Annotated in this window: 20 protein-coding genes and 1 pseudogene; 4 read left to right on the forward strand and 17 right to left on the reverse strand. The window is 43.5% G+C overall.

What is annotated here, in order from left to right:
- The 7 genes and pseudogenes from BS63_RS01000000110905 to BS63_RS0104710 form a co-directional block, all read right to left on the reverse strand.
- Nucleotides 1-227: transposase (locus tag BS63_RS01000000110905; RefSeq protein ID WP_032798554.1), on the reverse strand; the 227-nt coding region annotated here is incomplete at its 3' end.
- A gap of 478 nt (nt 228-705) precedes the next feature.
- The gene (locus BS63_RS0104685) at nt 706-1,005 is read right to left on the reverse strand and encodes a hypothetical protein (RefSeq protein ID WP_002959854.1); all 300 of its coding nucleotides are present in this window, start codon (nt 1,003-1,005) and stop codon (nt 706-708) included.
- Between the two features lie 145 nt (nt 1,006-1,150).
- Nucleotides 1,151-1,690, reverse strand: a pseudogene (istB, locus tag BS63_RS0104690) (IS21-like element helper ATPase IstB); the annotation flags it as partial.
- Nucleotides 1,691-1,793: 103 nt separating this feature from the next.
- Nucleotides 1,794-2,408, reverse strand: a complete 615-nt coding sequence (locus tag BS63_RS0104695) for a hypothetical protein (RefSeq protein ID WP_002959857.1) — start codon at nt 2,406-2,408, stop codon at nt 1,794-1,796.
- A gap of 413 nt (nt 2,409-2,821) precedes the next feature.
- A complete protein-coding gene (locus BS63_RS0104700; protein WP_002959859.1) occupies nt 2,822-4,618 on the reverse strand; it encodes a heavy metal translocating P-type ATPase in 1,797 nt (598 codons plus the stop codon).
- 227 nt (nt 4,619-4,845) lie between these two features.
- Entirely contained in the window at nt 4,846-5,490 is a 645-nt protein-coding gene (locus BS63_RS0104705) for a helix-turn-helix domain-containing protein (RefSeq protein WP_002959860.1), read from the reverse strand.
- Nucleotides 5,491-5,798: 308 nt separating this feature from the next.
- Nucleotides 5,799-6,413, reverse strand: a complete 615-nt coding sequence (locus BS63_RS0104710) for an NUDIX hydrolase (protein WP_303660022.1) — start codon at nt 6,411-6,413, stop codon at nt 5,799-5,801.
- 175 nt (nt 6,414-6,588) lie between these two features.
- Here BS63_RS0104710 and BS63_RS0104715 point away from each other — a divergent pair, with 175 nt between their 5' ends.
- The 3 genes from BS63_RS0104715 to BS63_RS0104725 are packed head-to-tail and all read left to right on the forward strand — an operon-like array spanning nt 6,589 to nt 8,355.
- Nucleotides 6,589-6,915 carry a PadR family transcriptional regulator gene (locus tag BS63_RS0104715; RefSeq protein ID WP_002959863.1) on the forward strand — a complete coding sequence of 109 codons (327 nt, stop codon included), beginning with the start codon at nt 6,589-6,591 and terminating at the stop codon, nt 6,913-6,915.
- Nucleotides 6,902-7,474, forward strand: a complete 573-nt coding sequence (locus BS63_RS0104720) for a DUF1700 domain-containing protein (RefSeq protein ID WP_002959865.1) — start codon at nt 6,902-6,904, stop codon at nt 7,472-7,474. Before BS63_RS0104715 ends, BS63_RS0104720 begins: the two co-directional genes overlap by 14 nt.
- On the forward strand, nt 7,471-8,355 hold the full coding sequence (locus tag BS63_RS0104725; protein WP_019785376.1) for a DUF4097 family beta strand repeat-containing protein: 885 nt from the start codon (nt 7,471-7,473) through the stop codon (nt 8,353-8,355). Before BS63_RS0104720 ends, BS63_RS0104725 begins: the two co-directional genes overlap by 4 nt.
- A 172-nt stretch (nt 8,356-8,527) precedes the next feature.
- On the opposite strand, the gene BS63_RS0104730 is transcribed toward BS63_RS0104725, so the two are convergent.
- Nucleotides 8,528-10,972 carry a YhgE/Pip domain-containing protein gene (locus BS63_RS0104730; protein ID WP_028798458.1) on the reverse strand — a complete coding sequence of 815 codons (2,445 nt, stop codon included), beginning with the start codon at nt 10,970-10,972 and terminating at the stop codon, nt 8,528-8,530.
- A 129-nt stretch (nt 10,973-11,101) separates the two neighbouring features.
- Here BS63_RS0104730 and BS63_RS0104735 point away from each other — a divergent pair, with 129 nt between their 5' ends.
- Nucleotides 11,102-11,644, forward strand: coding sequence for a TetR/AcrR family transcriptional regulator (locus BS63_RS0104735; protein ID WP_002961054.1), 543 nt, complete (start codon nt 11,102-11,104; stop codon nt 11,642-11,644).
- Between the two features lie 193 nt (nt 11,645-11,837).
- On the opposite strand, the gene rpsD is transcribed toward BS63_RS0104735, so the two are convergent.
- The 9 genes from rpsD to mnmA form a co-directional block, all read right to left on the reverse strand.
- On the reverse strand, nt 11,838-12,449 hold the full coding sequence (rpsD, locus tag BS63_RS0104740; RefSeq protein ID WP_019769548.1) for a 30S ribosomal protein S4: 612 nt from the start codon (nt 12,447-12,449) through the stop codon (nt 11,838-11,840).
- Between the two features lie 1,079 nt (nt 12,450-13,528).
- On the reverse strand, nt 13,529-13,807 hold the full coding sequence (locus BS63_RS0104745; protein ID WP_002962475.1) for a Veg family protein: 279 nt from the start codon (nt 13,805-13,807) through the stop codon (nt 13,529-13,531).
- 7 nt (nt 13,808-13,814) lie between these two features.
- Nucleotides 13,815-15,173, reverse strand: coding sequence for a replicative DNA helicase (gene dnaB / locus BS63_RS0104750; RefSeq protein ID WP_002962476.1), 1,359 nt, complete (start codon nt 15,171-15,173; stop codon nt 13,815-13,817).
- 173 nt (nt 15,174-15,346) lie between these two features.
- Nucleotides 15,347-15,799, reverse strand: coding sequence for a 50S ribosomal protein L9 (gene rplI, locus BS63_RS0104755; RefSeq protein WP_002962477.1), 453 nt, complete (start codon nt 15,797-15,799; stop codon nt 15,347-15,349).
- 1 nt (nt 15,800) lies between these two features.
- Entirely contained in the window at nt 15,801-17,762 is a 1,962-nt protein-coding gene (locus tag BS63_RS0104760; RefSeq protein WP_002962478.1) for a DHH family phosphoesterase, read from the reverse strand.
- Between the two features lie 114 nt (nt 17,763-17,876).
- Nucleotides 17,877-19,775, reverse strand: coding sequence for a tRNA uridine-5-carboxymethylaminomethyl(34) synthesis enzyme MnmG (gene mnmG, locus BS63_RS0104765; protein ID WP_019775591.1), 1,899 nt, complete (start codon nt 19,773-19,775; stop codon nt 17,877-17,879).
- A gap of 37 nt (nt 19,776-19,812) precedes the next feature.
- Nucleotides 19,813-20,553 carry a hypothetical protein gene (locus tag BS63_RS0104770; RefSeq protein WP_002962480.1) on the reverse strand — a complete coding sequence of 247 codons (741 nt, stop codon included), beginning with the start codon at nt 20,551-20,553 and terminating at the stop codon, nt 19,813-19,815.
- 130 nt (nt 20,554-20,683) lie between these two features.
- A complete protein-coding gene (locus BS63_RS0104775) occupies nt 20,684-21,295 on the reverse strand; it encodes a MarC family protein (protein ID WP_028798459.1) in 612 nt (203 codons plus the stop codon).
- A gap of 25 nt (nt 21,296-21,320) precedes the next feature.
- Nucleotides 21,321-22,442, reverse strand: a complete 1,122-nt coding sequence (mnmA, locus tag BS63_RS0104780; RefSeq protein ID WP_002962482.1) for a tRNA 2-thiouridine(34) synthase MnmA — start codon at nt 22,440-22,442, stop codon at nt 21,321-21,323.
- Nucleotides 22,443-23,146 lie beyond the last annotated feature (704 nt).

Genomic DNA, 23,146 nt, shown 5'->3' on the forward strand with positions numbered 1-23,146 from the left:
CTCAACTGAACAGTCCCATATTTGGTTTCAAATTTCCGTGAATAGGTTCCATTACGACTATTCCCAGAATTATAGCCTACTTTATCGTAAGGTTCATACCCTAAAAAGGCTGATAACTCTGCTTGAAGCAGGTCATTCATAGCTGTTTCAAGAGAAGTACGGAAAAATTCATCAATATCTTGCTTTTGGGCTAGGAAGTTAAGTAGTTCTGTGGTAAACTGAGTCATAGGAATAAATCTCTTTCTAGTAATGTTTCGCAACTCTACTATAACGGATTTATTCCTTTTTGTGTTTACACAACTTATTTTACACTACCATACAAATCTTTCTTTATCATATCGATAACACTATTTCCCATCTCTAATTCTCCATCATAAATAGCTTTAGAATCTGTATCTAGTGAATTACATAGAGTATTTAGAATTTTCGAGTCTGGATTGTTCTTGGTAGTGTAAAATTGGAGTCTACAATCTATGTTAGTAACGAGTAAGGACACCTAAAAAAGAATAATCAGAATAAGGACAACACGACTCATGACCGAAGAAGGCTGCTTAAGATGTATCATTTTAAGTGAAAAAATGGGTGGTAATAGTTCGGCAATTTACCGAACTATTACCACCCAGAAGACAGTTTAAAGTTTCGTCCAACGATTGTTAATTAATTATGACTTTTCGTCTACATCAAAGAAATTATAAGCCTATAACTTTAATGTTTTTTGATTTTTTCTTTTTCCGAATTATATCCGCGAATAAATTCACTGATTTCAAAAGCTTTGTCATTAAATAATTTGTTTGCGACATCAATTGCTAGCTTTGGATAGATCGCAAATGTCCCGCTTTTTTTATAATCGCTTTGGGCTTTTTGGATACCCATTTCAAAATCGGTTAGATTAGATTGCTGGTTATTCTCGGTTTTCCAAGAAGTATAGGCTGCCTTGGCATCATCATAGTTTCCCGCTTCGTAATTCTTTTTTACGTAATCATGGATATCTTTCAGCATACTCATAGTATTTGCCCTACTTTCTGAGTTTCTAACTACACTGACTATTCTATGTTAATTCTTCTCAATTGTCAAGGGCGGTTTAAAATTGTCATATTATGGCGGAATAAAAATGTATGACTTTGGCGATTTATCTTTGCGTAGAAGCTAGTCAATATGATTTCCCTTTAATTTTAATGACATGGGAATGATAAACCAATCGATCTAAAATTGCTTCTGCTGCTATAGAATTATGTAATATGGTTCCCCAACTTGATAATGGGATATTGGTCGTTATGATCGTGGATTTGCGTTCATAACGACCATTTATTAATTGAAATAATAGGTTGGCGACTTCCGACGCAATAGGTAAGTATCCTAATTCATCGATTATTAGAAGATCATACCTTTCATAACGCCTGATTACTCTCTCCAAGTGGCCTTTCTCTTGAGCCTTAGTTAAACGTAAAATTAGTTCATGGCAATTAATAAATAATGTTCTAATCCCTTGTTCACATGCTGCAATACCCAATCCAATTGCTAAATGGGTCTTGCCAACACCCGGACTACCAAGAAAAATAATGTTTTGTTGATTATTAAGAAATGACATTGTTGAAAATTCTTTAATTTGTTGTGCATTTATAGTTGGTTGAAAGTCAAAATTGAATTCTTCTAATTTTTTTACAATTGGGAAACGAGCACGCTTAATTTTTATTCCAATCTCTTATTTTTTTGCCTATTTATAAAATACTAAAGAAATCTTCCTCCTTATCAGGATATTAAAAAAGCAGATTCATTGAACCTGCTTAAATATTTCAGCTTAAAAAGAAGACATTAACCCCTTCGCCAATAACAATCAGGCGGTCGCGGTTGCTGTCATCCCATTGGCTGGCGGCTTGGGCTCCGCTTGGTGTTGCCACGCCTGCTGGTACAACATAGTAATTCCAACCGTATTGATTAGAGAAGGCAGCGGACTGGCCATCTTGGTGGTAGTTGCTGAATTGACATTGGAAGTCGCCATCGGATTTACTGATAGTGCCAGTTCCATCTGCAGCTACCGTGAAGTTGATAGCGCCATTTTGACCGCTATAGGTGCCGGCAATGCTAGAAAGGTCACCCTGAGCTACGGCAGCTACATTGACATTAGAGTTGGTCTGAGATTGAGAAGAGTTTTGTTTCTGACTTGATGACTGTGCTGGAGCTTGATTAGAAGAACTTGGCGAACTAGTCTTACCCTGAGTACTATTTTGCCCCTGCTTACTTTGACTGGAACTAGTCGATTTTTTCTTGCTAGCTTTTTTACTGGTTTGGCTGGTCTTGGTAGAATGGTCCGTTTTACTTTTAGAAGTATTTTTCTGGCAGGCGCCTAATAGGAGCAGGCTGGTTAGAGCCAGCATAACAAAGCTTGTAACTTTTTGAACATTTTTCATGATAGGTAACCCCTTTCTATTTGAACAGGCCCGAATCTCTGAGGAATTTGAGAGTTTGGTTTAGCTGGACCTCGCTTCTTTTTTCAAACTCGGATTAAAGACTCTACAGACTTTTATACTCAATGAAAGTCTAATACAGACAAGGCAACGAACTGCGGTCTGTACTGAGTTACAGCAAAGTAAGTTAATGATGTATCTTTTTGATTTTCGAAGCGTATTAATCTCTTGAGTTACTTAACGGCCTAGTATCCGCTAAATTTTCACTCTTATTATATGAGATTTTTGACACAAACGCAATACAATCGTAATATTTTTGTAACTTTATCTTTTTTATCCATCTTTCTATTCGAAAATTATTTTAAAAATTTGAGCAAAATAAAATCCTAGGTAAAAAATCTACCTAGGATATGTTCTTACGAAGCCTTACTATGGGCCCGCAGGGCTGAGAGGATGGCCACGGTATCGACGACTTCTTGGAGCATAGCTCCGACTAGGGTTGGGATGACACCAGTCGCAGCGATTATCATAAGGACCACACAGACGGTTAGACCAATCAGGACTGACTGACGAGCAATGCTCATGGTATGCTTGACAATTTTGATTACTTGGGCAACCTTGCTGAGATCATCCTTGAGGATAACAACATCGGCACTTTCGCTGGCAGCACTGGAACCACCGGCCCCCATAGCAATCCCGACATCAGCAGTTGTCAGAGCTGGAGCATCATTGACCCCATCGCCGACCATGAGGACAGGGCCTTGATCTGGAGCGACTTCCTTGAGAAAATTAATCTTATCTTGAGGCAGGCAGTCTGCATGGACTTCTGTAATCCCGACCTCTTGGGCAATCTTGTCGGCAATAACCTTGCGGTCGCCTGTTACCATAACTAGACTGTTAAGACCAAGAATTTTAAGCTCTTCCATAGTAGCTTTAGCTTCTGGCCGAACACGGTCAGTAAAGGTGATATGACCAATATAGTGACCGTCTTTGGCAACATAAACACTGGTCTTATCGGTCTTTTGTTCCTCGGTCAAGTCAGTTATCATGGACATTTTCCCGACTGAGAACAGGCTATCCTGACATTTTCCTTGCACACCCTTAGCGGTGATTTCTTTAATATCACTAACTGGTAATAATTTAATTCCTTGACTTTGAGTATAGGTCACTAGGCTTTGAGCTAGGACATGGGAAGACGATTGCTCAATACTAGCAGCATAGGTTAAAAGCTCTTCCTTGCTCAAGCCTTCTGACACAACTTGATCGACCTGAAGATTCCCCTGGGTGATAGTCCCTGTCTTATCAAAAGCTGCTGTTTTGACCTTAGAGAGTTTTTCCAAGACCGTCCCATTTTTAACAATAACTCCCTCTTTGGAAGACTGGCTCATTCCGGCCACCAAAGCAATTGGAGCGGCCAGAATTAAAGGACAAGGCGAAGCAACAACCAAAACTTGGGCAAAACGCACTGGATCCTTGGTGACAAACCAAGCTATACCGCCGACCAGATAAGCAAAGATCGTGAAGGGAACAGCATAGCGGTCAGCTAGGCGAACGAAGGGAGCCGTGTTGCCTTGCGATTCCTTGACCAATTTGACCAGCTGTTGATACTGACTATCCTTGGCTAGGGCAGTAACCCTGAACTGGATGGCATCCGAGCCATTGAGAGAACCGGACATAATGCTGTCACCAGGGCCTTTTTCAATGGCCTTGGACTCACCAGTCAAGGAAGCTTCGTTAAAATCCGAGCGCCCTTCTATTATCTGGCCGTCAACTTGCACCATTTCTTGGGGCCGTAAGAGAACGATATCCCCGATTTGCAGGTCATCAACATCTACAACCTCAACATCAGCCCCAACCATGCGGTGAGCCAGTTTTGGGGTATTGTCCAGCAGACTGGTCAACTCCCGACTAGCCCTGCGACTGGCATAATCCTCCAGGCTTTCACCACCGGTCAGCATGACCAAAATAATCAGACTAGCCCAATAGTCACCGACCGCTAGGGTGGCAATAATAGCTGTAATGGCCAGGATATCAACACCATAGCGACCTTCCTTAAGGGTCTGAATCATGCCCCAGAACATGGAAAGCGACATAAGGCCACCCGAAATAGCTACCAGTATATAGGCTAAATGATCTTGATCCAAGCCGAAGGTCAGGACTAAAGTAAAGATCCCAATCAGGGATACAATCATAAATTTTTTGAAGTTGCTCATGGCCAACCCCCCCCTCATCCTAATTTTTATTTTCTAGCTTAATTATAATCATTACAATTAAGAATAGCAAGCTAAAAAATAAAAGTTCTAGATATGGGGTCTTGGCCTGTTGGCTTGGCTAAGGATAAGAGAAAGAAACACGAACCCGACTGACCAAGAAGTTGACCGTTCTGTAAAAGAAAAGGGCCTGACATTGAAGTCAAGACCTGTTGTTATCGCTTTTTTACTTAAAAAAGGTGTAAAGCATATTTACAGATAAAAAGTGCGGGAACAATCACGCCCCAGAAAGTCAGACCAATTGGACGAGCGACAGGATTCTTCCACCAAAGAAAGTCATCCTTAGAACTGTTAGAGCTAGACTTGTGGTCCAAACGGTCCCGAGACAGAGAGACATTTTTGGTCAGAGGATACTTTTTATCTAGGTGGGTTTTCCAATGGGTTTTGCGGATATATTTCGTGATTTTAAGACCAGCCAAAAAAGTGAATACCCAGATTAGACCAACAACAGTTTGAAGAAGCTCGCCCTTAATCAGATCAATACCGGCTGCCAACCCAACCATAATAAAAACATAGGCTAGTCGATAGATAGAAAATAATTTATCTTCAGCTTTCCACTTTTCCAATTGGCTGGCCTGCTCATCAGAATAGGCAGCAACTTCTTCCATCTTTGGACTAGGCTCGTCAGCTTGAAAGAGCTCCTTAATAGAGACATCCAAAGCATTGGCAACCAGTCCTAGTGTCTCTAAGCTGGAATCATCTCCTCTTTCAATTCGTTGAATGGTTCGAACACTAAGGCCTGCCTTTTCTGCCAAACGTTCTTGGGTCCAGCCCTTTTGCTTGCGAAGGTTTGCTACGAGTGTTTTGTTTTCCATGATATAAGATTCCTTTCGCTGATGAAGAGCTCTTAGTTGAGTGCCTTTTGAAAGCCACTATCTAATTTTGGGATAGGTCACCAGTTGAGTCTTCGTTTTTTGTTTACGGCCTTAGTATAGCTGGCCGGTAAAAAATTGAGAACGACAGTAACCCGACAAAGACCCGACAGGTCGCCGACAAGGCTGATTGCACACTTCTAGACCTTTGTATAGTTGACAGTCGTTGTCAAGTTTACATGGCGATATGACTTGCTAAAAACCGCACTAGGATAGGATTTCAATCCATAATTCAAAGCTTTACAAAACTGTCAATACTTGTCACCCTTTAAAATTTCAATGAAGCGGGCCGTAAACTGGGCTGTAATACCCCAAAGATCTTCTCCGGCTAAATCATAGAAAAGAACCTTACGCTTGTCCTTGCCAAAATTATAGTTGGAACCATTAGGGATTCGCTCAAAAGGAAAATTCGAGGCCGGTGTAGGTGTGGCCGTTAGATTATAGGTCTTGGGCTGGGTAGTCATGAGCTGGTCAAGTGGTAAGGTGAAGAGTCTTTGAACCTCATCAGGATTTGGTTCAAAGGACTGCCATTCTCCTGAAAGCTGACCAACGAAGCAACGGATGGTCCGACCGCGGTTGACCAGATAATCAATCTCCCCGATAACCTCTACCTGAGAGCTGGGAATATTCAACTCTTCGCTTGTTTCTCGGACAGCAGCCTCTTTGAAAGTTTCGCCAGGCTCCACCCGTCCTCCCGGAAAGGAAACTTCGCCGGGTTGGGAGATATGTTTGCTACGAATTTGGTAGAGAATCTGCCAAGTTTGGCTAGCCTCATCCCAAACTAGAGGTAGCAGGACTGCATAGGAATGCTCCTGACCCAAGGGTTTGGGGTGATAGTTTTTTACCCGTTCAATATAATTCTTCATCTTTTGCTCTTTTCCTTTTGCTTCTACCATCATAACATGTTTGCTTGGTATTTTATAGAAGTTTTTCAATGTCTCAACTTTTATATAAAAAAATTATATATTTTTTCTTGACATAACCTTTAAAGTATTTTATACTTAATATATAAAATTACTATATATCTTTTAGGAGGTGCCTATGTATTTTCCGGTATCATCCATTCTCATTGAATTCTTGATTCTAGCTATTATTGAAAAAGGGGATTCCTACGGTTATGAGATTAGCCAAACCATTAAGCTCATCGCCAATATCAAGGAATCAACCCTCTATCCCATTCTCAAGCGGCTGGAAAAGGCTGGCTATGTGACAACTTACAGTCAAGAATATCAGGGGCGGAGACGAAAGTATTATTCCATCACACCCGAGGGCTTGGTCGATCTAGCCCGACGCAAAGAAGAATGGCAAAGCCATATTTCAACCATCGACGGCATCATCGAAGGGAGAATCAGACATGACAAGAAATGACTATTTACAAGAGCTGGATAAACACCTGAAAAAGTTACCTCAGCAGGATTATCGAGAAGCAATGGACTACTTCACCGAGTACTTTGACGAAGCGGGGCCTGAAAATGAGACCCAGGTCATCCAAGAGCTGGGCAGTCCCAAGGAGGCTGCTAAAGAAATTATCCATAATATATTAGATGGAAAATCTGACCACAGTGAAAAGAACTCCAAATCCCGTCTAGCCTTGATTTGGATTGCCATCCTGGCCTGCCTCTTTAACCCTTTTGGTTGGGCTCTAATCGCTATCATTTTTTCTCTCTTGGTAGTCGGTGTCGCTATGATTTTTACTCTTTTCATGCTAGGCATCGCTGGAGCAATCTCTGGTATTGCCATCTTTATTGACGGTTTAAGCTATCTAGGGTCGACTTGGGCTGGTGGACTGATTGGTATCGGCATAGGCCTGGTCTTTGCAGGCCTTGCTTGTCTCTTCGTTTTGGCGACTACAGAGGCTTCTCGCTGGATTGGTCGAGGAACTGTTGCTATCGCTCGTTGGGCCAGTAGGAAAGGAAAAAGATCATGAAAAGATGGAAAAAAATTACATTAATTTCTGGGATTACTTTAATCCTTTCTGGAGCTGTAATTGGCTACATTGGTCAGGTCAGCGGTGGACTAGATGGCATTCTCCAGGAAAACCGCGGTCAGGTTCGTCATGTGGAAAAGAAATTAGACCAGTTTGATCAAATTGATTTAGAGGGAAATTACTATGACATATCAGTCAAAACAACGACTGATAAGGAAGCAAGTATCTCCTACTATACCAGTAAAAAGGCAAAGGTTGACTACAAGGTCGCAGACAAGAAGCTGAGCCTAAAGCAGTCAACTAAGGGAATAGGAGTGGTTCACTTCTTCAATCTATCACTCCTAGCCCAGCTTGCTGATCATAAGTCCGAAGACTTGAATACTATTTTAATTTCTCTGCCAAAGGGGCAAAGTCTTTCTAGCATCAAGAGTAGACTCAACATTCGTGGCCTGAAGCTAGACGGTCTGACGGTCAAACAGCTTGATGCTGATGTTAACATTGGTAGCCTCAGCATTAAGAATTCTAGGATTGAGGCTGGACGGGCAGATATTAATACAGGAGCTGCAGAAATTTCCAATTCGCAACTGTCCAACCTCACCATGATCAATGATACTGGTAGCATTGACCTTGACAATGTCATCCTGACCTCAAGTAACATTTCTCTTAGCACCGGTAGCCTATACGGAGAAGATTTAACCTTTAAGAAGACCAATAAAATTTCCGCTGATACCGGTAGCATCGACCTTAGTCTCAAAGATTACCATTTGACTGTTTCTAGCCATGCTGATACGGGGGGTTCTGATATTAGTGATAAGCTCATAAATTCAAAAGATAATTTCTTAGATCTCAAAGCCGACACCGGTAGTATCAATATTGAGTAAATCTCAAAAAAGCCAGCTTGACTGATTTGTCAAGCTGGCTTTTTATTGGCTTCTGAAAGAGTTTGGAACAAAACTCGCCTTATAACAGACGAAAAGAGGCTTGGACAAAAGGTCCCAGCCTCTTAACTTTTCCAACATCAGACCGTTTGATGCTTTTGCTTTGTCTCTAAACCTAACGATTATCCTGTCTACGATAGATAAGCAGACCGAAAATCATAGCACCAGCCATGAAGGCCAGTAAAGTAATTAGTTCCCGTCCGACATCTCCGGTTAAGGATATGGTCTTACGTAAACCTAATACTGAATAGGACATCGGTAGATAGGGCTGCACGACTCTAAAGAATTTTGGACTCAGCTCGATTGGATAGGTTCCTGCACTAGAGCCCAGTTGCAAGAGCAGGATAATCAAGCTAGCGAAGGCTCCATAGCGTTGGTCCCAGCCAACTAGGGCCGTTACTACCGCCATCAGGGCCCAAGCAGCAAAGAGGGTCACGAGGTAGGTTTTACCTGAATAATTAGGGTGAACACCGATGGCTTGCACAGCGAAGAAGAGAATGGTCGCTGACGCTGTTGCGATAAGCCCATTAATCAAAAGCTTATTCTTGGCCCAGGCAAAGCGACCTTTTGGTTCATTACCAGAAAGGGACTTGGCAAAGATAACATTGGTTGACAGGGCAACGACCATCAGGGCAACTGACATCATGTAAGGAGCCATACCAACACCGTTGGTTTCAACATTATCCTTATCAGTATGTTTTACGTTTAAGGGTTGGGAAACCGCCTTAGCATTTTCAGGTTTTACGGAAACCACATCAAGCTGATTCTTGGCCTTGGCTAGGGATTGAGAAAGGGTATCGGCCCCACTTGATAAGGTTGACAAGCCACTTGTCAGACTGGCTCCACCCTGAGCTAATTGATTGGCACCTGAGGAGAGCTGATTGGCTCCCGAAGCTAATTGACTAGCCCCGCTGGTTAATTGACCAGACTTGCTGGAAAGTTGACCAGCACCATTAGCAAGGGTCGAGGTGGCATTACTCAAGGTTGACACTCCTGTCAAGAGTTGGGAAGAACCGCTTGCCAACTGACTTTGCATGGTGCCGACACCACCGGCAACCTCTTGGCTACCAGGGAGAACCTGTTGGGTCAAGGTCGAGTTAACCGTTGACAGACCTGATTCTAGGCTTGACAGACTGCTGGCTGCACCTGGAAGAACGACATTAGCTTGACTAGCTAGGGTGGAAAGATTGGTTTGCAAGGCTGATAAATCTGGACCAGCGGATGCTGGAGTGCTTGCTGAGGCATCAGTCGTAGTTGTTGCCTGGCTAGTAGTACTAGCGTTAGCTAGGCTTGCTTCCAGACCTTGAACGGTCGCAATCAAGCCACTAACATCAACGGAACTGCTGCTAGCTTGAGGGGCATTACTGGTGATGGCACCGGAAATTTCCGCCTGTTGGTCCGGTGTCAAGGATTGATAGGCAGCGGTGGATTGAACGGCTGCCAATTGACCAGAAGTGTCCGCAGTTGTCGTAGTGCTACCTGTACCAGACAGGGATTGTAATTGCGTCTCAATGCTGGCTAGGCTAGCCTGCACGCTAGATAAATCTGGACCAGTAGAAGTTTGAGTCGTAGTCGTAGTAGCCGGTTGGGCCGATCTGGTTGTACCCATTTGGCTGATATTTTGATTGAGACTTTGAATAGCCGAATTTAGGGCTGGCAAGGCTGCAACCAATTGGTCAATCTGGGTCTTTTGATCAGTCGATAGGCCGGTGCTGGTTGCTAATTGGTTGATACCGGTTGAAAGCTGATTAGCTCCCGTCACCAAAGGTTGGGCTGAGTCGGCTCCAGAAGAGAGGGCAGAGACCCCATTTACCAGTGTTCCCATATTAGCATTCATGAGGTTGAGACCAGCTGATAGCTGATCCACCCCACCAGCATAGACTTGCAGGCCTGTGTCCAGACTACCAGCCCCAGAAGCTAGGGTTTGGGTTGAAGTTGACAGAAGATTAAGGTTATCTCCCAGCGTTTGACTACCAGACTTAGCCGTTTGGGCACCAGCCGCCAGAGCACCGCTCCCTTGGACTGCTTGACTCATGCCTCCTTGTAACTTGAACATGATTTGGAAGACGGCCTGAGTATAGGTCTTAGTCAGAGAGCCTGACACGCTAGACTCTAACTTGGACATAGCCGAATCACTCATTTTGGAAGCGACAAAACTTCTTCCCTTGGTCGTTTGGTAATTAATCTGCATCTTTTTCGGATGGTCCGTCATCAGCGTCGTCGCATTTTTGGATAGATTCTTAGGCAGGGTCACCACCATGTAGTAATCGCCATCTTTTAAGCCCTGATTGGCATCCTCTTTGGAAACAAAATGATAATCAAGGCTTTCATTTTCAGCCATGTTGTGGACCATATTTTGACCGATGGTCAAGTCATTCCCATTCAGCTTGGCTGCCTTGTCTTCATTGACGACGGCAACTGGTAGATGGTTAACATTTCCATAAGGGTCCCACATGGAACTCAGAAAAATCACATTATAGAGCATGGGGACAAGGGATACCCCGATAATTGTCACCCAGAGCGATGGCTTCTTTAGGATAGCTTTGATTTCTTCTCGCATTTTCTTCCTCGTTTTTAGACACATTGTCCATATTTTGATATAATATATTATACAAGTACAAGATATATTTTCAAGTTTACCACTCTTGATTTTAGACACCTTGTATAAGATTGTTCAAAAGGAGTCACAGTGACAAAAGACAGTCGAAAAGTACGCACCCGCCAGGCCTTGGAAGAGGCCATGGTCGAGCTCCTAATTGAGAAAGATTTTGATGACATCACAACCAGTCAGCTGGCCAAAACTGCGGGTATCAGCCGCTCAAGTTTCTATACCCACTATAAAGATAAATACGACATGATTGACCAGTATCAACAGGCTATCTTCAATAAGCTAGAGTATGTCTTTGATAAGAATCATATGGACATTGAGGCGACTCTCTTGAAAATTTTTGAATTTCTGGACAGGGAATCCCTATTCGCTACCTTGATTACCCAAAATGGGACTAAGGAGATACAGAATTTTATCCGCAGCCACCTGCAAAGGCTGATTTCCTCAGACTTTTATGACAGTGGCTTGACCCCTCAGCGGACCTCTCTGGAAAAGCTCTACAATAGTGTCTATATCAGCCATGCCATGTTTGGGGTTTATCAGATTTGGATTACCAGGGGAAAGAAAGAAAGCCCCAAGCAAATTACCAAACTCTTGATGAACCTCTTGCCCAGTCTCGATTAATACTCAATGAAAATTAAAAGTTGCTAAGGCGATGAACCGCAATCTAAAGTATGGTAACGTGAATTAACGACGGAAGGTTTTGATTCTCAAAGAGTATAAGTATTAGAATAACCTTCATCCACTTGGACGAGGGTTATTTTTTCCACAAGAAAAGGCTTGGGGAAAATCCCAAAGCCCTTCTTGACTTGTAAAATTAAAGCATCTTGTTGTAGAATTCAACGATAAGTGCTTCATTGATTTCTGGGTTGATTTCATCACGTTCTGGCAAACGAGTCAATGAACCTTCAAGTTTTTCTTCATCGAATGATACGAAAGCTGAACGACCAACAGTTGCTTCAACAGCTTCTAAGATTGCTGGAACCTTAGCTGATTTTTCACGAACTGAAATCACTTGGCCTGGAGTTACGCGGTATGATGGGATATCAACGCGTTTTCCGTCAACAAGGATGTGACCGTGGTTAACGAATTGACGTGCTTGACGACGAGTTGTAGCCAAACCGAGACGGTAAACAACATTGTCCAAGCGACGTTCCAAAAGAAGCATGAAGTTGTAACCAAGAGTTCCTTCTTTAACTTTAGTAGCTTGAACGAAAAGGTTACGGAATTGTTTTTCACCTAAACCGTAAGTGAAACGTAATTTTTGCTTTTCGGCCAACTGCATACCGTATTCAGAAAGTTTGCTACGGTTGTTTGGACCGTGTTGACCTGGTACGTAGTTACGACGTGCCAATTCTTTTCCTGTGCCTGTAAGAGACAAGCCAAGGCGACGTGATTGTTTCCATGATGGACCTGTATAACGTGACATTTAAATGCCCTCCTCTAAAAATTTATGAGGAAATAACGTTTTGAACAAACCTAATTCGTGCAGATGCCCTTCGCCTAAACAGCCAAGGTTACTGGTATTTCAGGATATCTGTTGACGAGCTTTATTTTGCCCTGCTGTTATTTCACACAAGGAGCAGTATAGCATAAAATCAGGCCCTTGTAAAGCTCAAAATTCCTAGAGGACGGAAAACTCCCAGCAAATTCTCGGCCTCTAACTAGCTCAGTTAACTAAGAAAGTGTCAGCAAAATAGGCCCAGCTTTACAACCTAAGTCAAGTAATGGTAGGGTGGGAGGGCCTGTTCTTTACAGTAGTGTCAAGAATTAATACTCTTTAAAGTTCAAAACCTGCTATTTTTTACTCCAGCATGGACACAATTCGCTAAAAAGTCAAGTACTTTAGTTAGGTGACTGAAGGATGAAGTGATACTTTCGCCGAAGTGGTAGATTAGCAACAAGCACAGCTGTTGCTAATAAGGGAAATTTTCGAGAGAGATTTAGTCCAGTGGACTAAATCTGCCTGAGCTTAAAAACTAGAGAGCGAAGAGGCTCAAAATTTATTACGGGGCAAATACATCAGCTACTAAAGTAGCGATGTCGCAGTAGTTGACTGCTGTCTTGGCACCTCTTCGTGACACAGCAGACAGCTAGTCATCCTTGCTGGGGTAAGACAACGAAGGTTTTGACGACTGTCAAAGCCCTTCTGTCCTATTCCCTAACGCCAATCTCTATAGCGATTGGCTAGCCCTCTGATTAACTCGGTTAAGCCAGTAAAATCGACTGGCCTAACCTCGTGTTGCAATGAAACTCCCTAGTTTTCAAGAAATTATCCGCTGGATAATTTCTTCTTGCGTCCGCACTTTTAAACGACCTTCCCTTTTCAAAATCGATCTTATTTTGAAAATGAAAGAGTAAGGTAGCTAGGTAAGTCGCCATAGCGATTACCGTAGTTTATCAGTGACTTTTAAGCACTGATAAACTTGCTAGGTTAGAAAGCATCAAAAATGAAAATTTTGATGTTTGTTGAGTATAAGTAAAGAAAAAAGCCCTTGGGCAGGCTTCTTAATCTTCATCAAAATAGCGAATCAGGCTCTTTTGGGTCAAAATATCTGAGTAAGTGTAGGATTCTACATAGGTGTTGCTGATTTCACCAGGTTGGCTGGCTTGGTCGCTATACTCAACGATAAAGAGCGATGGATAAACCTCAATCAGTCGACCGACCTTGGTTTTTTCCCGTTTTCGGCCATGATCCAAGGTCATTTCGACTTCCTGGCCTTCATGGTTTTTAACTTCTTCTTTAATTTTTTTCATTTTAGCAACATCTGCAAATGCATCACTCATTTAATTTTTACCTTTCTTCAAATTGTGCGATGGATGAGAATTTATTGTATTCTTTTTGGAAAATCAGTTTGACAGTGCCCCGAGCTCCGGCCCGGTTTTTCTCTAGGATAACCTCAATGGTATTATCTTCAAGCTGATCACCATCCTCCTTATCCCCTCGTTCATAGTAGTCATCTCGGTAGAGGAAGGCGACAATATCAGCATCCTGCTCGATTGAACCCGATTCACGGATATCTGAGAGGACAGGCCGCTTATCCTGCCTTTGCTCAACCCCCCGCGAGAGCTGACTGAGGGCAATAACAGGAACCTTGAGTTCCTTGGCCAAAATCTTGAGATGGCGAGAAATATCGGAAACCTCTTGTTGGCGGTTTTCAGTCCTAGTACCGGTAATCAGCTGGAGATAGTCAATGACAATTAGGCCTAGGCCTCCGAGCTCTTGGGACAGCTTTCTTGAGCGGGCTCGAATTTCTGTTACCTTGATACCAGGTGTGTCATCAATATAGATAGGGGCATCAGCCAAAGTTCCTTGGGCCAAGGTCAGATTTTGCCAATCTTGGTCTGTTAGTTGACCGGTCCGCAGATTATGGGAGTCAACTAGGCCTTCAGCTGCCAGCATCCGGTTGACCAAGCTATCGGCACCCATTTCCAGCGAGAAGATGGCAACTGGAGCATTCTGCTTGGTGCCAACGTTCTGGGCAATATTAAGGACAAAGGCTGTCTTACCAACCGCAGGACGGGCTGCCAGAATGACCAGTTGGTCTGGATGAAGGCCTGTTGTAATCTTATCCAAGTCACGAAATCCAGTTGGCAAACCGGTGACTTCAGAAGTCTGTTGCGAGCGCTCTTCCAGGGCCTCATAATTTTCTTTAAGAACATCAGAAATCTTGCGGAAACCGCTGTTGCTAGAACGCTCATTGATATCAACTAGGGCTTTTTCAGCATGAGCAATGACATCATCAGACTCAATAGAGCCATCGTAAGCCTCGTTGACTGTCTCAGTCAGGCGGTTGATGATATTGCGGAGCATGGCCTTTTCGGCCACAATCTTGGCATAGTAGTCCGCATTGGCACTGGTTGGCACACTATTGACAAGCTCAACCAAATAGGCCAGACCACCGATATTTTGCAGATCGTCCTGGCTGTCCAAGACAGCCCGAACAGTCGTAGCATCAATGGCATCATTGCGGTCATTCAGCGTTATCATAGCCTTGAAGATAACCCTGTGCGAATATTTATAAAAATCTTCGGGCTCAATATATTCCCGAACAGAAATCAGCTTGTCTGGGCTAATAAAAATCGACCCCAGGACAGCTTGCTCAGCAAGCAAATCTTGCGGTTGAACCCGCAACTCCTGAGCTTCTGGCATAAGTCTTACCTCCTTACTAAGATTGGTCAATAGCGGGCTGACTAAAAGTGACCACGAATTGGCCTCCAAAAAGCCTCACCATAATGGTCAAGAGCTTTCTTAATTCTGACAGCCCTGAACAGGGGCACTTTCTAAGTGGAAAGCTGGTTGACAAGGCTTGACAACTTTGTCAACTAGACTTGGTCAATTTTTAGCTTAATTTGTCCCTCAACTTCCTTGTGGAGCTTGATAGGAACTTCAATCAAGCCGATAGCACGGATAGGATGGTCCAATTCAATAGAACGTTTGTCAATCTTGATGTCAAATTGTTTTTGTAGTTCTTCAGCAATCTTCTTAGCGGTGATAGAACCGAAGGTCCGGCCGTCTGGACCGACCTTTTCATTGAATTGAACCCTAGTTTCTTCTTTATCCAACTGAGCCTTGACGGCCTTGGCTTCTGCTAGAATTTCTGCAGCTGCCTTGGCTTCTGATTTTTGCTTACCCTTAAGCTCATTGACGGCCTGGCTAGTGGCTTCCTTGGCAAGCTGCTTTTTTAGTAGGAAATTTTGAGCGTAGCCTGTTGGAACTTCCTTGACTTCGCCCTTTTTTCCTTTACCTTTAACATCTGCTAGAAAAATAACTTTCATCTTAGGTCTCCTCCTCGAGAATTTGATCAATAATGTCTGTTAAGTCAGAGTAGGCTTGCTTGACAGTCTTGTCATCTAGTTGATAAGCTGCCAGATTGAAGTGGCCCCCGCCACCCATTTTTTCCATAATACGTTGAACGTTGATTTTATCACGACTACGGGCCGAAATGGCGGTTTGACCAGCAGGATTTTTGGTAATCACAAAGCTGGCTTCGACATTGGCCATTGACAGCAGGGTATCAGCTGCTTTACTAGCAATAATATTGCTGTAAGCCTGATCCTCTGGTCCACAGGCAATAATCATATCACCACCGTAGGATTGGCCGGTCAAGATTAGTTCATTGACTTGACGGTAGTCGTCAAAGTCAGTTGCTGAAATTTCTTGAATTTCCGTACTGTCGCTACCCATGGTTCGCAGGTAGCTGGCCACGTCAAAGGTCCGATTGGTAACCCGAGCTGAGAAGTTCTTGGTATCCAGCATAATTCCAGCCATGAGTAGACTAGCCTGAATCTTAGATAGGGGCTCATGACCATTTTGGAATTGGAGCAACTCTGTGACCAATTCGCTGGCCGAGCTGGCTCCGCTTTCAATAAAGGTCAAGATGGCCTTTTCTGGGAAATCTTCATCCCGCCGGTGGTGGTCAACAACAATAACTTCTGTAAACTTATTGTAAAGTTCTCTTGACAGGGTCAGCCCTAACTTGGAGTGGTCGACCATAATCAAGAGGTCATTATCACTAGCCTGAACCAAAGCCTGGTCAACCGTAACCAGCCTAGTTTTATCCTCTTCTTGTAGTCGTTGAACAGCTCGAGCAATATCGGTGTTCATGTCCTGGTCATCATAGACTGCAAAACTATTTTCTAGGATATTGGCCGCAAAATGTTGCATCCCAACCGCAGCACCGAGGGCATCCATGTCCAATCGGGCGTGACCGACGACAAAGACTTGCTCAGCACTCTTAATTCGGTCGGAGATGGCTGTCATCATGGCCCGAGTCCGTGTCCTGGAACGTTTAACCGTTGAAGCTGTTCCGCCACCAAAGTAGAGGGCCTTCTTGTGCTCATCGGTCTCTTTAATGACGGCCTGGTCACCACCCCGCATGAGGGCAATGTTAAGATTTTGCAGGGCTGCCTGACCGATTTGTTGATGGTTGTCTTCTCCGAAAGAGATCCCCATACTGAGGGTTAAGGGCAGTTCCAGATTCTTAGCTTCATTGCGGAAGTTTTCCAGAACTGTAAACTTGTCGTCAATCAGGGCTGCTAAAACCTTGTAATCACTGAAAAAATAGAAGCGGTCCATGCTGACCCGACGATAGTAAATCTGGTGCTGACCGGCAAACTCAGAAATAAAGTTGGCAATAAAGCCATTAATTTGGGCCACATCAGCATCAGACAGGTCGGTCGTAATGTCATCGTAGTTATCAACAGAAATGACGCCGATAACCGGACGCTTGAGTGAACTATCAAAGCTGCTTTCTGTTCCTACAGAATCAAAGAAGTAAAAGAGACCAGCTGAAAGATCAATATTGACCACGTAGGTGTGGTTGTTGACTTGGATGCGGTGGTTGGCCGAACCAGCCTTTTGCTCTTGAATGGTTGTCCGCAGGAAGTCAACATTAAACTCCCCTTGGTCATTGGTAAAAATGAGCTCGGCATAGGGATTGAACCAGCCAATTTCATTGGTGTCAGGGGCAAATTGAACAACTCCTACCGGCATCTTATCTAGGAGGGACTTGAGACTGAGCTCGGTTTGGTCATTGAGCCGCTCAATCTGCTCCAATTCTGATAATTCATAGGCCTGCTTTTGGTAGTAAAGTAAGCCGACCATAGCCACTAGGACGACAAAAATAGCCAGAAGGAGAGCGGTTTGAGAGCTCATGGTTCTGACACAAATGGCTAGGATTCCAAAGAAAATCAAGCCAATCATCACGAGATGGATGGTCTCTAAACGAATTTTTCTCATTATTAAACCTCTTAATCTCCTTATTATACCACAAGAGCCCCTAAAATCCTAGGTGTCTTTTAGCACTTAGATTGAGGGCTAGCAAGGGTTAGGAAAATTCCTAGGTGATGATTATCAAGAGTTACGACTAGCCTTCTGGTTACCTTCCAGATAGACCATGAGAATGGAAATATCAGCAGGATTAACCCCAGAAATTCGGCTGGCCTGGCCAATGGTTTCCGGATTAATCTTCTTAAATTTCTGGCGGGCTTCGGTGGCAATGGAGTCAATGTCGTCCCAGTCAATGTTAGCAGGAATCCGTTTTTCTTCCATCCGCTTCATCTTGACAACCTGGTCCAGAGCCTTATTGATATAGCCTTCGTACTTGATTTCGGTCTCAAGTAGCTCAATCAGCTTGGGACTGAGGTCCTCAGCAGCAGGGCCGATAAATTTAATCACATCAGCATAGCTGACTTCTGGTCGCCGCATGAATTCCTTAGCGGTCACCGCATCGGTCAGGGGCTTGAAGCCCATGGCTTGAACCTCTTCGTTGGTGTCCTCGGTTGGCTTGAGTTTATTGGTTGACAGGCGTTTCATTTCGTTGTCAAATTGAGCCTTCTTGATTTCATAGTTGAGCCAGCGTTCTTCGTCAACCAGACCCACTCGCCGGCCAATTGGCGTTAGCCGCATATCGGCATTATCATGCCGTAAAATCAGGCGGTATTCGGCCCGAGAAGTCAAGAGGCGGTAAGGTTCCAGCGTTCCCTTGGTCACCAGGTCATCAATCATGACCCCAATATAGGCATCGCTGCGTTTTAAAATCAGCTCAGGCTTGCCTTGCACCTTGAGAGCGGCATTGATACCGGCGACAATACCTTGCCCAGCAGCTTCTTCGTAACCCGAAGTTCCGTTGGTTTGACCGGCCGTAAAGAGACCTGAGATGAGCTTGGTTTCCAGGGTCGCCCGCAGTTGGTGGGGCAGGACAATATCATACTCAATGGCATAACCCGTCCGCATCATTTCAGCCCTTTCCAGACCCTTGATAGAGTGGACCAGCTCCCTTTGGACATCCTCAGGCAAACTGGTTGACAGCCCTTGGATATAGACTTCCTCAGTATCACGCCCTTCCGGCTCTAGGAAGAGTTGATGGCGGTCCTTATCTGCAAAACGGACAATCTTATCTTCGATGGATGGACAGTAACGAGGGCCAACCCCCTTGACCACACCAGAGAACATAGGAGCTCGGTAAAGATTTTTATTGATAATATCGTGACTGGACTGGTTGGTGTAGGTCAGCCAGCAGGGAACCTGGTCCTTGAGGTAATTCTCATCCTTGGATAGAAAAGAGAAATGGTTGGGCTTGTCATCCCCTGGTTGAATCTCGGTCTCATCGTAATTGATGGAAGATGCCTTGACCCGAGGCGGTGTACCAGTCTTAAAACGACCGATTTCCAGCCCCAATTTTTTCAGATTGTCGGCCAGAGTGATAGAGGCCAGACTATTGTTGGGGCCAGAAGAATACTTGAGTTCTCCCAGAATAATTTCCCCTCGCAGAGCAGTTCCCGTCGTAACCACGACCGCCTTAGCTCCGTACTTGATGCCTGTCGCCGTTTCAACACCGACAACTCGACCGTCCTCAACCAAAATATCATCAATCAGACTTTGCCGCAGGGTCAGATTTTCCTGCTTTTCAACCGTGTGCTTCATTTCACGGGCATAAAAAGCCTTGTCTGCCTGAGCCCGCAGAGCCCGCACGGCAGGACCCTTACCGGTATTGAGCATCTTCATCTGGATGTAGGTCTTGTCAATATTCCTACCCATTTCGCCGCCCAGAGCATCAATCTCACGGACGACAATGCCCTTGGCCGAGCCGCCAATCGAAGGGTTACAGGGCATAAATGCCAACATTTCCAGATTGATGGTGGCCAGCAGGGTCTTGCAACCCATCCGACTAGCCGCCAGAGCCGCCTCCACGCCTGCATGACCAGCCCCCACCACAATCACATCAAAGTTTTCCGTAAATTCGTATGTCATTCTAAATACCAAGCCATTGCCCGTATGGGGATCGGCTTTAGTTCCTTTCTGTTAGTCTTTCTCTCTCTTTAGCATAAAGCACTTCTTGTAAGTATTTTCTAATTTTTTCTCTGTTTTGATACTTTTTCTTTGTTACTTTTCTCACTAAATTCCAATTTTTTATATCATTTTTGAATGCTATTGCAGTAAGGAATGAAACAATGACTAAAATTAGCGAGTAAAACATCCAGTCTTTTAAACCTTTTGTAATTACAGCTGTAAGTCCCGATAAAACTACCACCGATGTAATATGACCAAGCGTATTCCATTTATCACTTTGCTCTTTTGCAGTTTTATTAATAGCATCTGATATTTCATCTTTTAACATTTTTATATATTTTGAGCTGCTTAGGGAAAAATATACTTTTATAGCTGATAATATTTTTTCCTCATAAATTCTTCTAGCTAATTTATATTTGCTAGGTAATCTTAATTGTTCAACGTTTAGAAAAAATATTACAACTCCAAAAATTACAACTACTGCATCCATGACTATATGGCTTGATCTAGAAAGAAATTTATCCACACTTAATCCAATAATTATTATTGAAACAAAGAATATTATAGGTGCCAAAATAATTTCCATCTCAATCTTTTTTTCCTTTTGATTCAGCTCAATTAACTTCGGAGTAATAGATAATCTCTCAATTTCACTAATATCTTTTAAAACTCGATTATACTCTTTACTCAGGTCACCATCATATTTAACCGGAGAATACTTCTTCTTCCGTTTCCACATTTCCCTTCCTCCACACAAAAATAGCCAAAACTCTCGAAAACTGTACGCAAAAGACGCACAATTCTCATGAGCTTTGACCATCATGATTCTTGCTAAAGCCATTGTAACAGAATGGCTTGATTTGTCAATATTACTTAATAGGGAAGGCCCCCTTAACCCCGGTCAACAGCATTTGAATTCCAATTGTTGTTAAGATAAGTCCCATCATTCGTGTGATGATGGTCATCAAACTCTCACCTAATAATTTAGAGATTGTCTTGGCCCTAATTAAGAGAATATAAGTGGTTAGACATAGGGTTGCGAAGGCTAAAATAGTAATTAGTTGATACTCAACTTTTCCTTCAGCCAAACTAATAGCTGTTGCAATAGCTCCAGGGCCAGCAAACAGAGGCATTGCTAAAGGAGAAATCGCAACAAGTGTAGGATCTTGTTTGTCTGTTGACAGCGTTTGTGCCGTTGGTGAATGAACACCGTTAACCATATGGTAACCGATAAGCCCCACTAATAAGCCACCAGCTATTTTTAAAGCATCCAGTGTGATTCCAAAAATTTGAAACAAGAGATGACCACTAAGGACAAAAATACTGATAATGATAAAGGCTATGAGGAGGCTTTTTCGTGCAATTTCTTTAGAAATTTTTTGGTCATCATCAGCCACAATTGCCATGTAAGCAGGTAAATTAGAAATAGGATTCATTATGGCGAAGAAAGCCATAAAACATAAAATAAACCTTGATAACACTAGCCTTCCCCCTTTCTAGCAGAGATCAGATATATTGACAAACCACTTCATCCTTATAGGCGTTGTCAATGATGCCACCGCCTAGGCATTCGTCGCCATCATAGAAGACGACGGCTTGGCCAGGAGTAATAGCCCTTTGTGGCTCCGCAAAAATAACCTCGGCCTTGTCACCCTTGACATGGACGGTCACCTTGGAGTCTGGTTGCCGATAGCGGAATTTAGCTGTGCATTCCATGGTAAATTCCTGGGGCATGTCACGGGTAAAGTGGATAGTAGAAGCCTTGAGGCTGGTTGACATGAGGGCTTCGTTGTAGAAGCCTTGACCGACATAGAGGATATTTTGTGAAAGGTCCTTGCCGACCACGAACCAAGGGGCATTGTCGCCACCTTGTTGACCACCGATTCCTAGGCCACCGCGTTGGCCGATGGTGTAGTACATGAGGCCAGCGTGCTGACCCATATCCTTGCCATCAACTGTCAACATGCGGCCTGCTTGGGCCGGTAGGTAGTTGCTGAGGAATTCCTTGAAATTCTTTTCACCAATAAAGCAGATTCCGGTCGAATCCTTCTTCTTAGCGGTTGCCAGACCTGCTTTTTCGGCAATTTTACGCACCTCTGGCTTTTCCAAATGTCCCAGAGGGAACATGACCTTTCGCAATTGTTCCTGCGAGAGCTGACTGAGGAAATAGGTCTGATCCTTATTGTTATCAGACCCTCGCAACATGTGGACGGTTCCATCAGCATCTCTAGAAACTTGGGCATAGTGACCAGTGGCAACATAATCAGCTCCCAGACTCATAGCGTAATCCAGAAAGGCCTTGAACTTGATTTCTTTGTTGCACATGACATCGGGATTGGGCGTGCGACCGACCCGATATTCGGCTAGGAAATACTCAAAAACACGGTCCCAGTACTCTTTTTCAAAGTTGACAGAGTAGTAGGGAATACCAATTTGGTCTGCCACCGCAGCGACATCCTTGTAATCTTCGGTTGCCGTACAGACACCGAATTCATCCGTATCGTCCCAGTTCTTCATGAAGACGCCGATAACATCGTAACCCTGCTCCTTGAGCAGAAGGGCCGTTACCGATGAATCCACGCCGCCACTCATTCCGACGACAACACGGGTTTTAGAATTATCAGTCATAATGATAAATCTCCCATCAAATATTAGATGCTTAGGGCGTAAAAAACAACAAATACTCTTCGAAAATCAAAAAAATACTTCGTTAACTCGCTTTGTCGTACCTATTGAAGAAAGCAAGGCTTTCTCCATTCTTCACCTCAAAAGGTCTCCCAGACCTTTTGAGCTATCTACAGCTCGTTGCCTCGTCTGTTTTTAATTTTCTTTGAGTATGAATTTTAGGAGTTTTCGGCTTGAAATTGTAAATTTCTGGAAGAAAACTAGCTAAATTTCGAGTTTTTAGCCCGAGCTCGATTGGAAATATCAGCTAATACTCATTAAACTTCAAAACTTTTAGCTGACGTCTCAAGCCTTGTTAAATCTTGCTAAAGAGACACAAGATCCTAGTAATTGACGTAAGGATAAAGTGATACTTTCGCCAAAGTAGTATTATTAGCAACAAGCACGGCTGTTGCTAATAACGGGAATTTTGAGACTGAGGCTCAAAATTTAGCAATGAAACTCCGAAAGGAGTTTGCTTGCGTCCGCACTTTTTAAGAAAGTATCAAAATTGAAAGTTTTGATTTTAACTCAGCTAAGATAGCTCATATTTCTTGTTTGTAACGATTCGATTTGAAGGTCGAATGTTGCCTTTCAATAAACGATTTGAAGGTCGACATTGAAAAAATGATACCAGCTGGATGCTGACACCGTAGAAAATTATAACA

This window comes from Streptococcus sobrinus DSM 20742 = ATCC 33478 (assembly GCF_000686605.1).
GTDB lineage: Bacteria > Bacillota > Bacilli > Lactobacillales > Streptococcaceae > Streptococcus > Streptococcus sobrinus.

Excerpts from the sequence above, each read along its gene's own strand:
- BS63_RS0104770 (WP_002962480.1), bottom strand. The coding sequence starts at position 20,553 with ATGTGGAAACGGAAGAAGAAGTATTCTCCGGTTAAATATGATGGTGAC.
- BS63_RS0104695 (WP_002959857.1), bottom strand. The coding sequence starts at position 2,408 with ATGAAAAATGTTCAAAAAGTTACAAGCTTTGTTATGCTGGCTCTAACC.
- mnmG (WP_019775591.1), bottom strand. The coding sequence starts at position 19,775 with ATGACATACGAATTTACGGAAAACTTTGATGTGATTGTGGTGGGGGCT.
- BS63_RS0104720 (WP_002959865.1), top strand. The coding sequence starts at position 6,902 with ATGACAAGAAATGACTATTTACAAGAGCTGGATAAACACCTGAAAAAG.
- BS63_RS0104715 (WP_002959863.1), top strand. The coding sequence starts at position 6,589 with ATGTATTTTCCGGTATCATCCATTCTCATTGAATTCTTGATTCTAGCT.
- rpsD (WP_019769548.1), bottom strand. The coding sequence starts at position 12,449 with ATGTCACGTTATACAGGTCCATCATGGAAACAATCACGTCGCCTTGGC.
- rplI (WP_002962477.1), bottom strand. The coding sequence starts at position 15,799 with ATGAAAGTTATTTTTCTAGCAGATGTTAAAGGTAAAGGAAAAAAGGGC.
- BS63_RS0104725 (WP_019785376.1), top strand. The coding sequence starts at position 7,471 with ATGAAAAGATGGAAAAAAATTACATTAATTTCTGGGATTACTTTAATC.
- mnmA (WP_002962482.1), bottom strand. The coding sequence starts at position 22,442 with ATGACTGATAATTCTAAAACCCGTGTTGTCGTCGGAATGAGTGGCGGC.
- dnaB (WP_002962476.1), bottom strand. The coding sequence starts at position 15,173 with ATGCCAGAAGCTCAGGAGTTGCGGGTTCAACCGCAAGATTTGCTTGCT.
- BS63_RS0104710 (WP_303660022.1), bottom strand. The coding sequence starts at position 6,413 with ATGAAGAATTATATTGAACGGGTAAAAAACTATCACCCCAAACCCTTG.
- BS63_RS0104745 (WP_002962475.1), bottom strand. The coding sequence starts at position 13,807 with ATGAGTGATGCATTTGCAGATGTTGCTAAAATGAAAAAAATTAAAGAA.
- BS63_RS0104760 (WP_002962478.1), bottom strand. The coding sequence starts at position 17,762 with ATGAGAAAAATTCGTTTAGAGACCATCCATCTCGTGATGATTGGCTTG.
- BS63_RS0104705 (WP_002959860.1), bottom strand. The coding sequence starts at position 5,490 with ATGGAAAACAAAACACTCGTAGCAAACCTTCGCAAGCAAAAGGGCTGG.
- BS63_RS0104700 (WP_002959859.1), bottom strand. The coding sequence starts at position 4,618 with ATGAGCAACTTCAAAAAATTTATGATTGTATCCCTGATTGGGATCTTT.
- BS63_RS0104730 (WP_028798458.1), bottom strand. The coding sequence starts at position 10,972 with ATGCGAGAAGAAATCAAAGCTATCCTAAAGAAGCCATCGCTCTGGGTG.
- BS63_RS0104685 (WP_002959854.1), bottom strand. The coding sequence starts at position 1,005 with ATGAGTATGCTGAAAGATATCCATGATTACGTAAAAAAGAATTACGAA.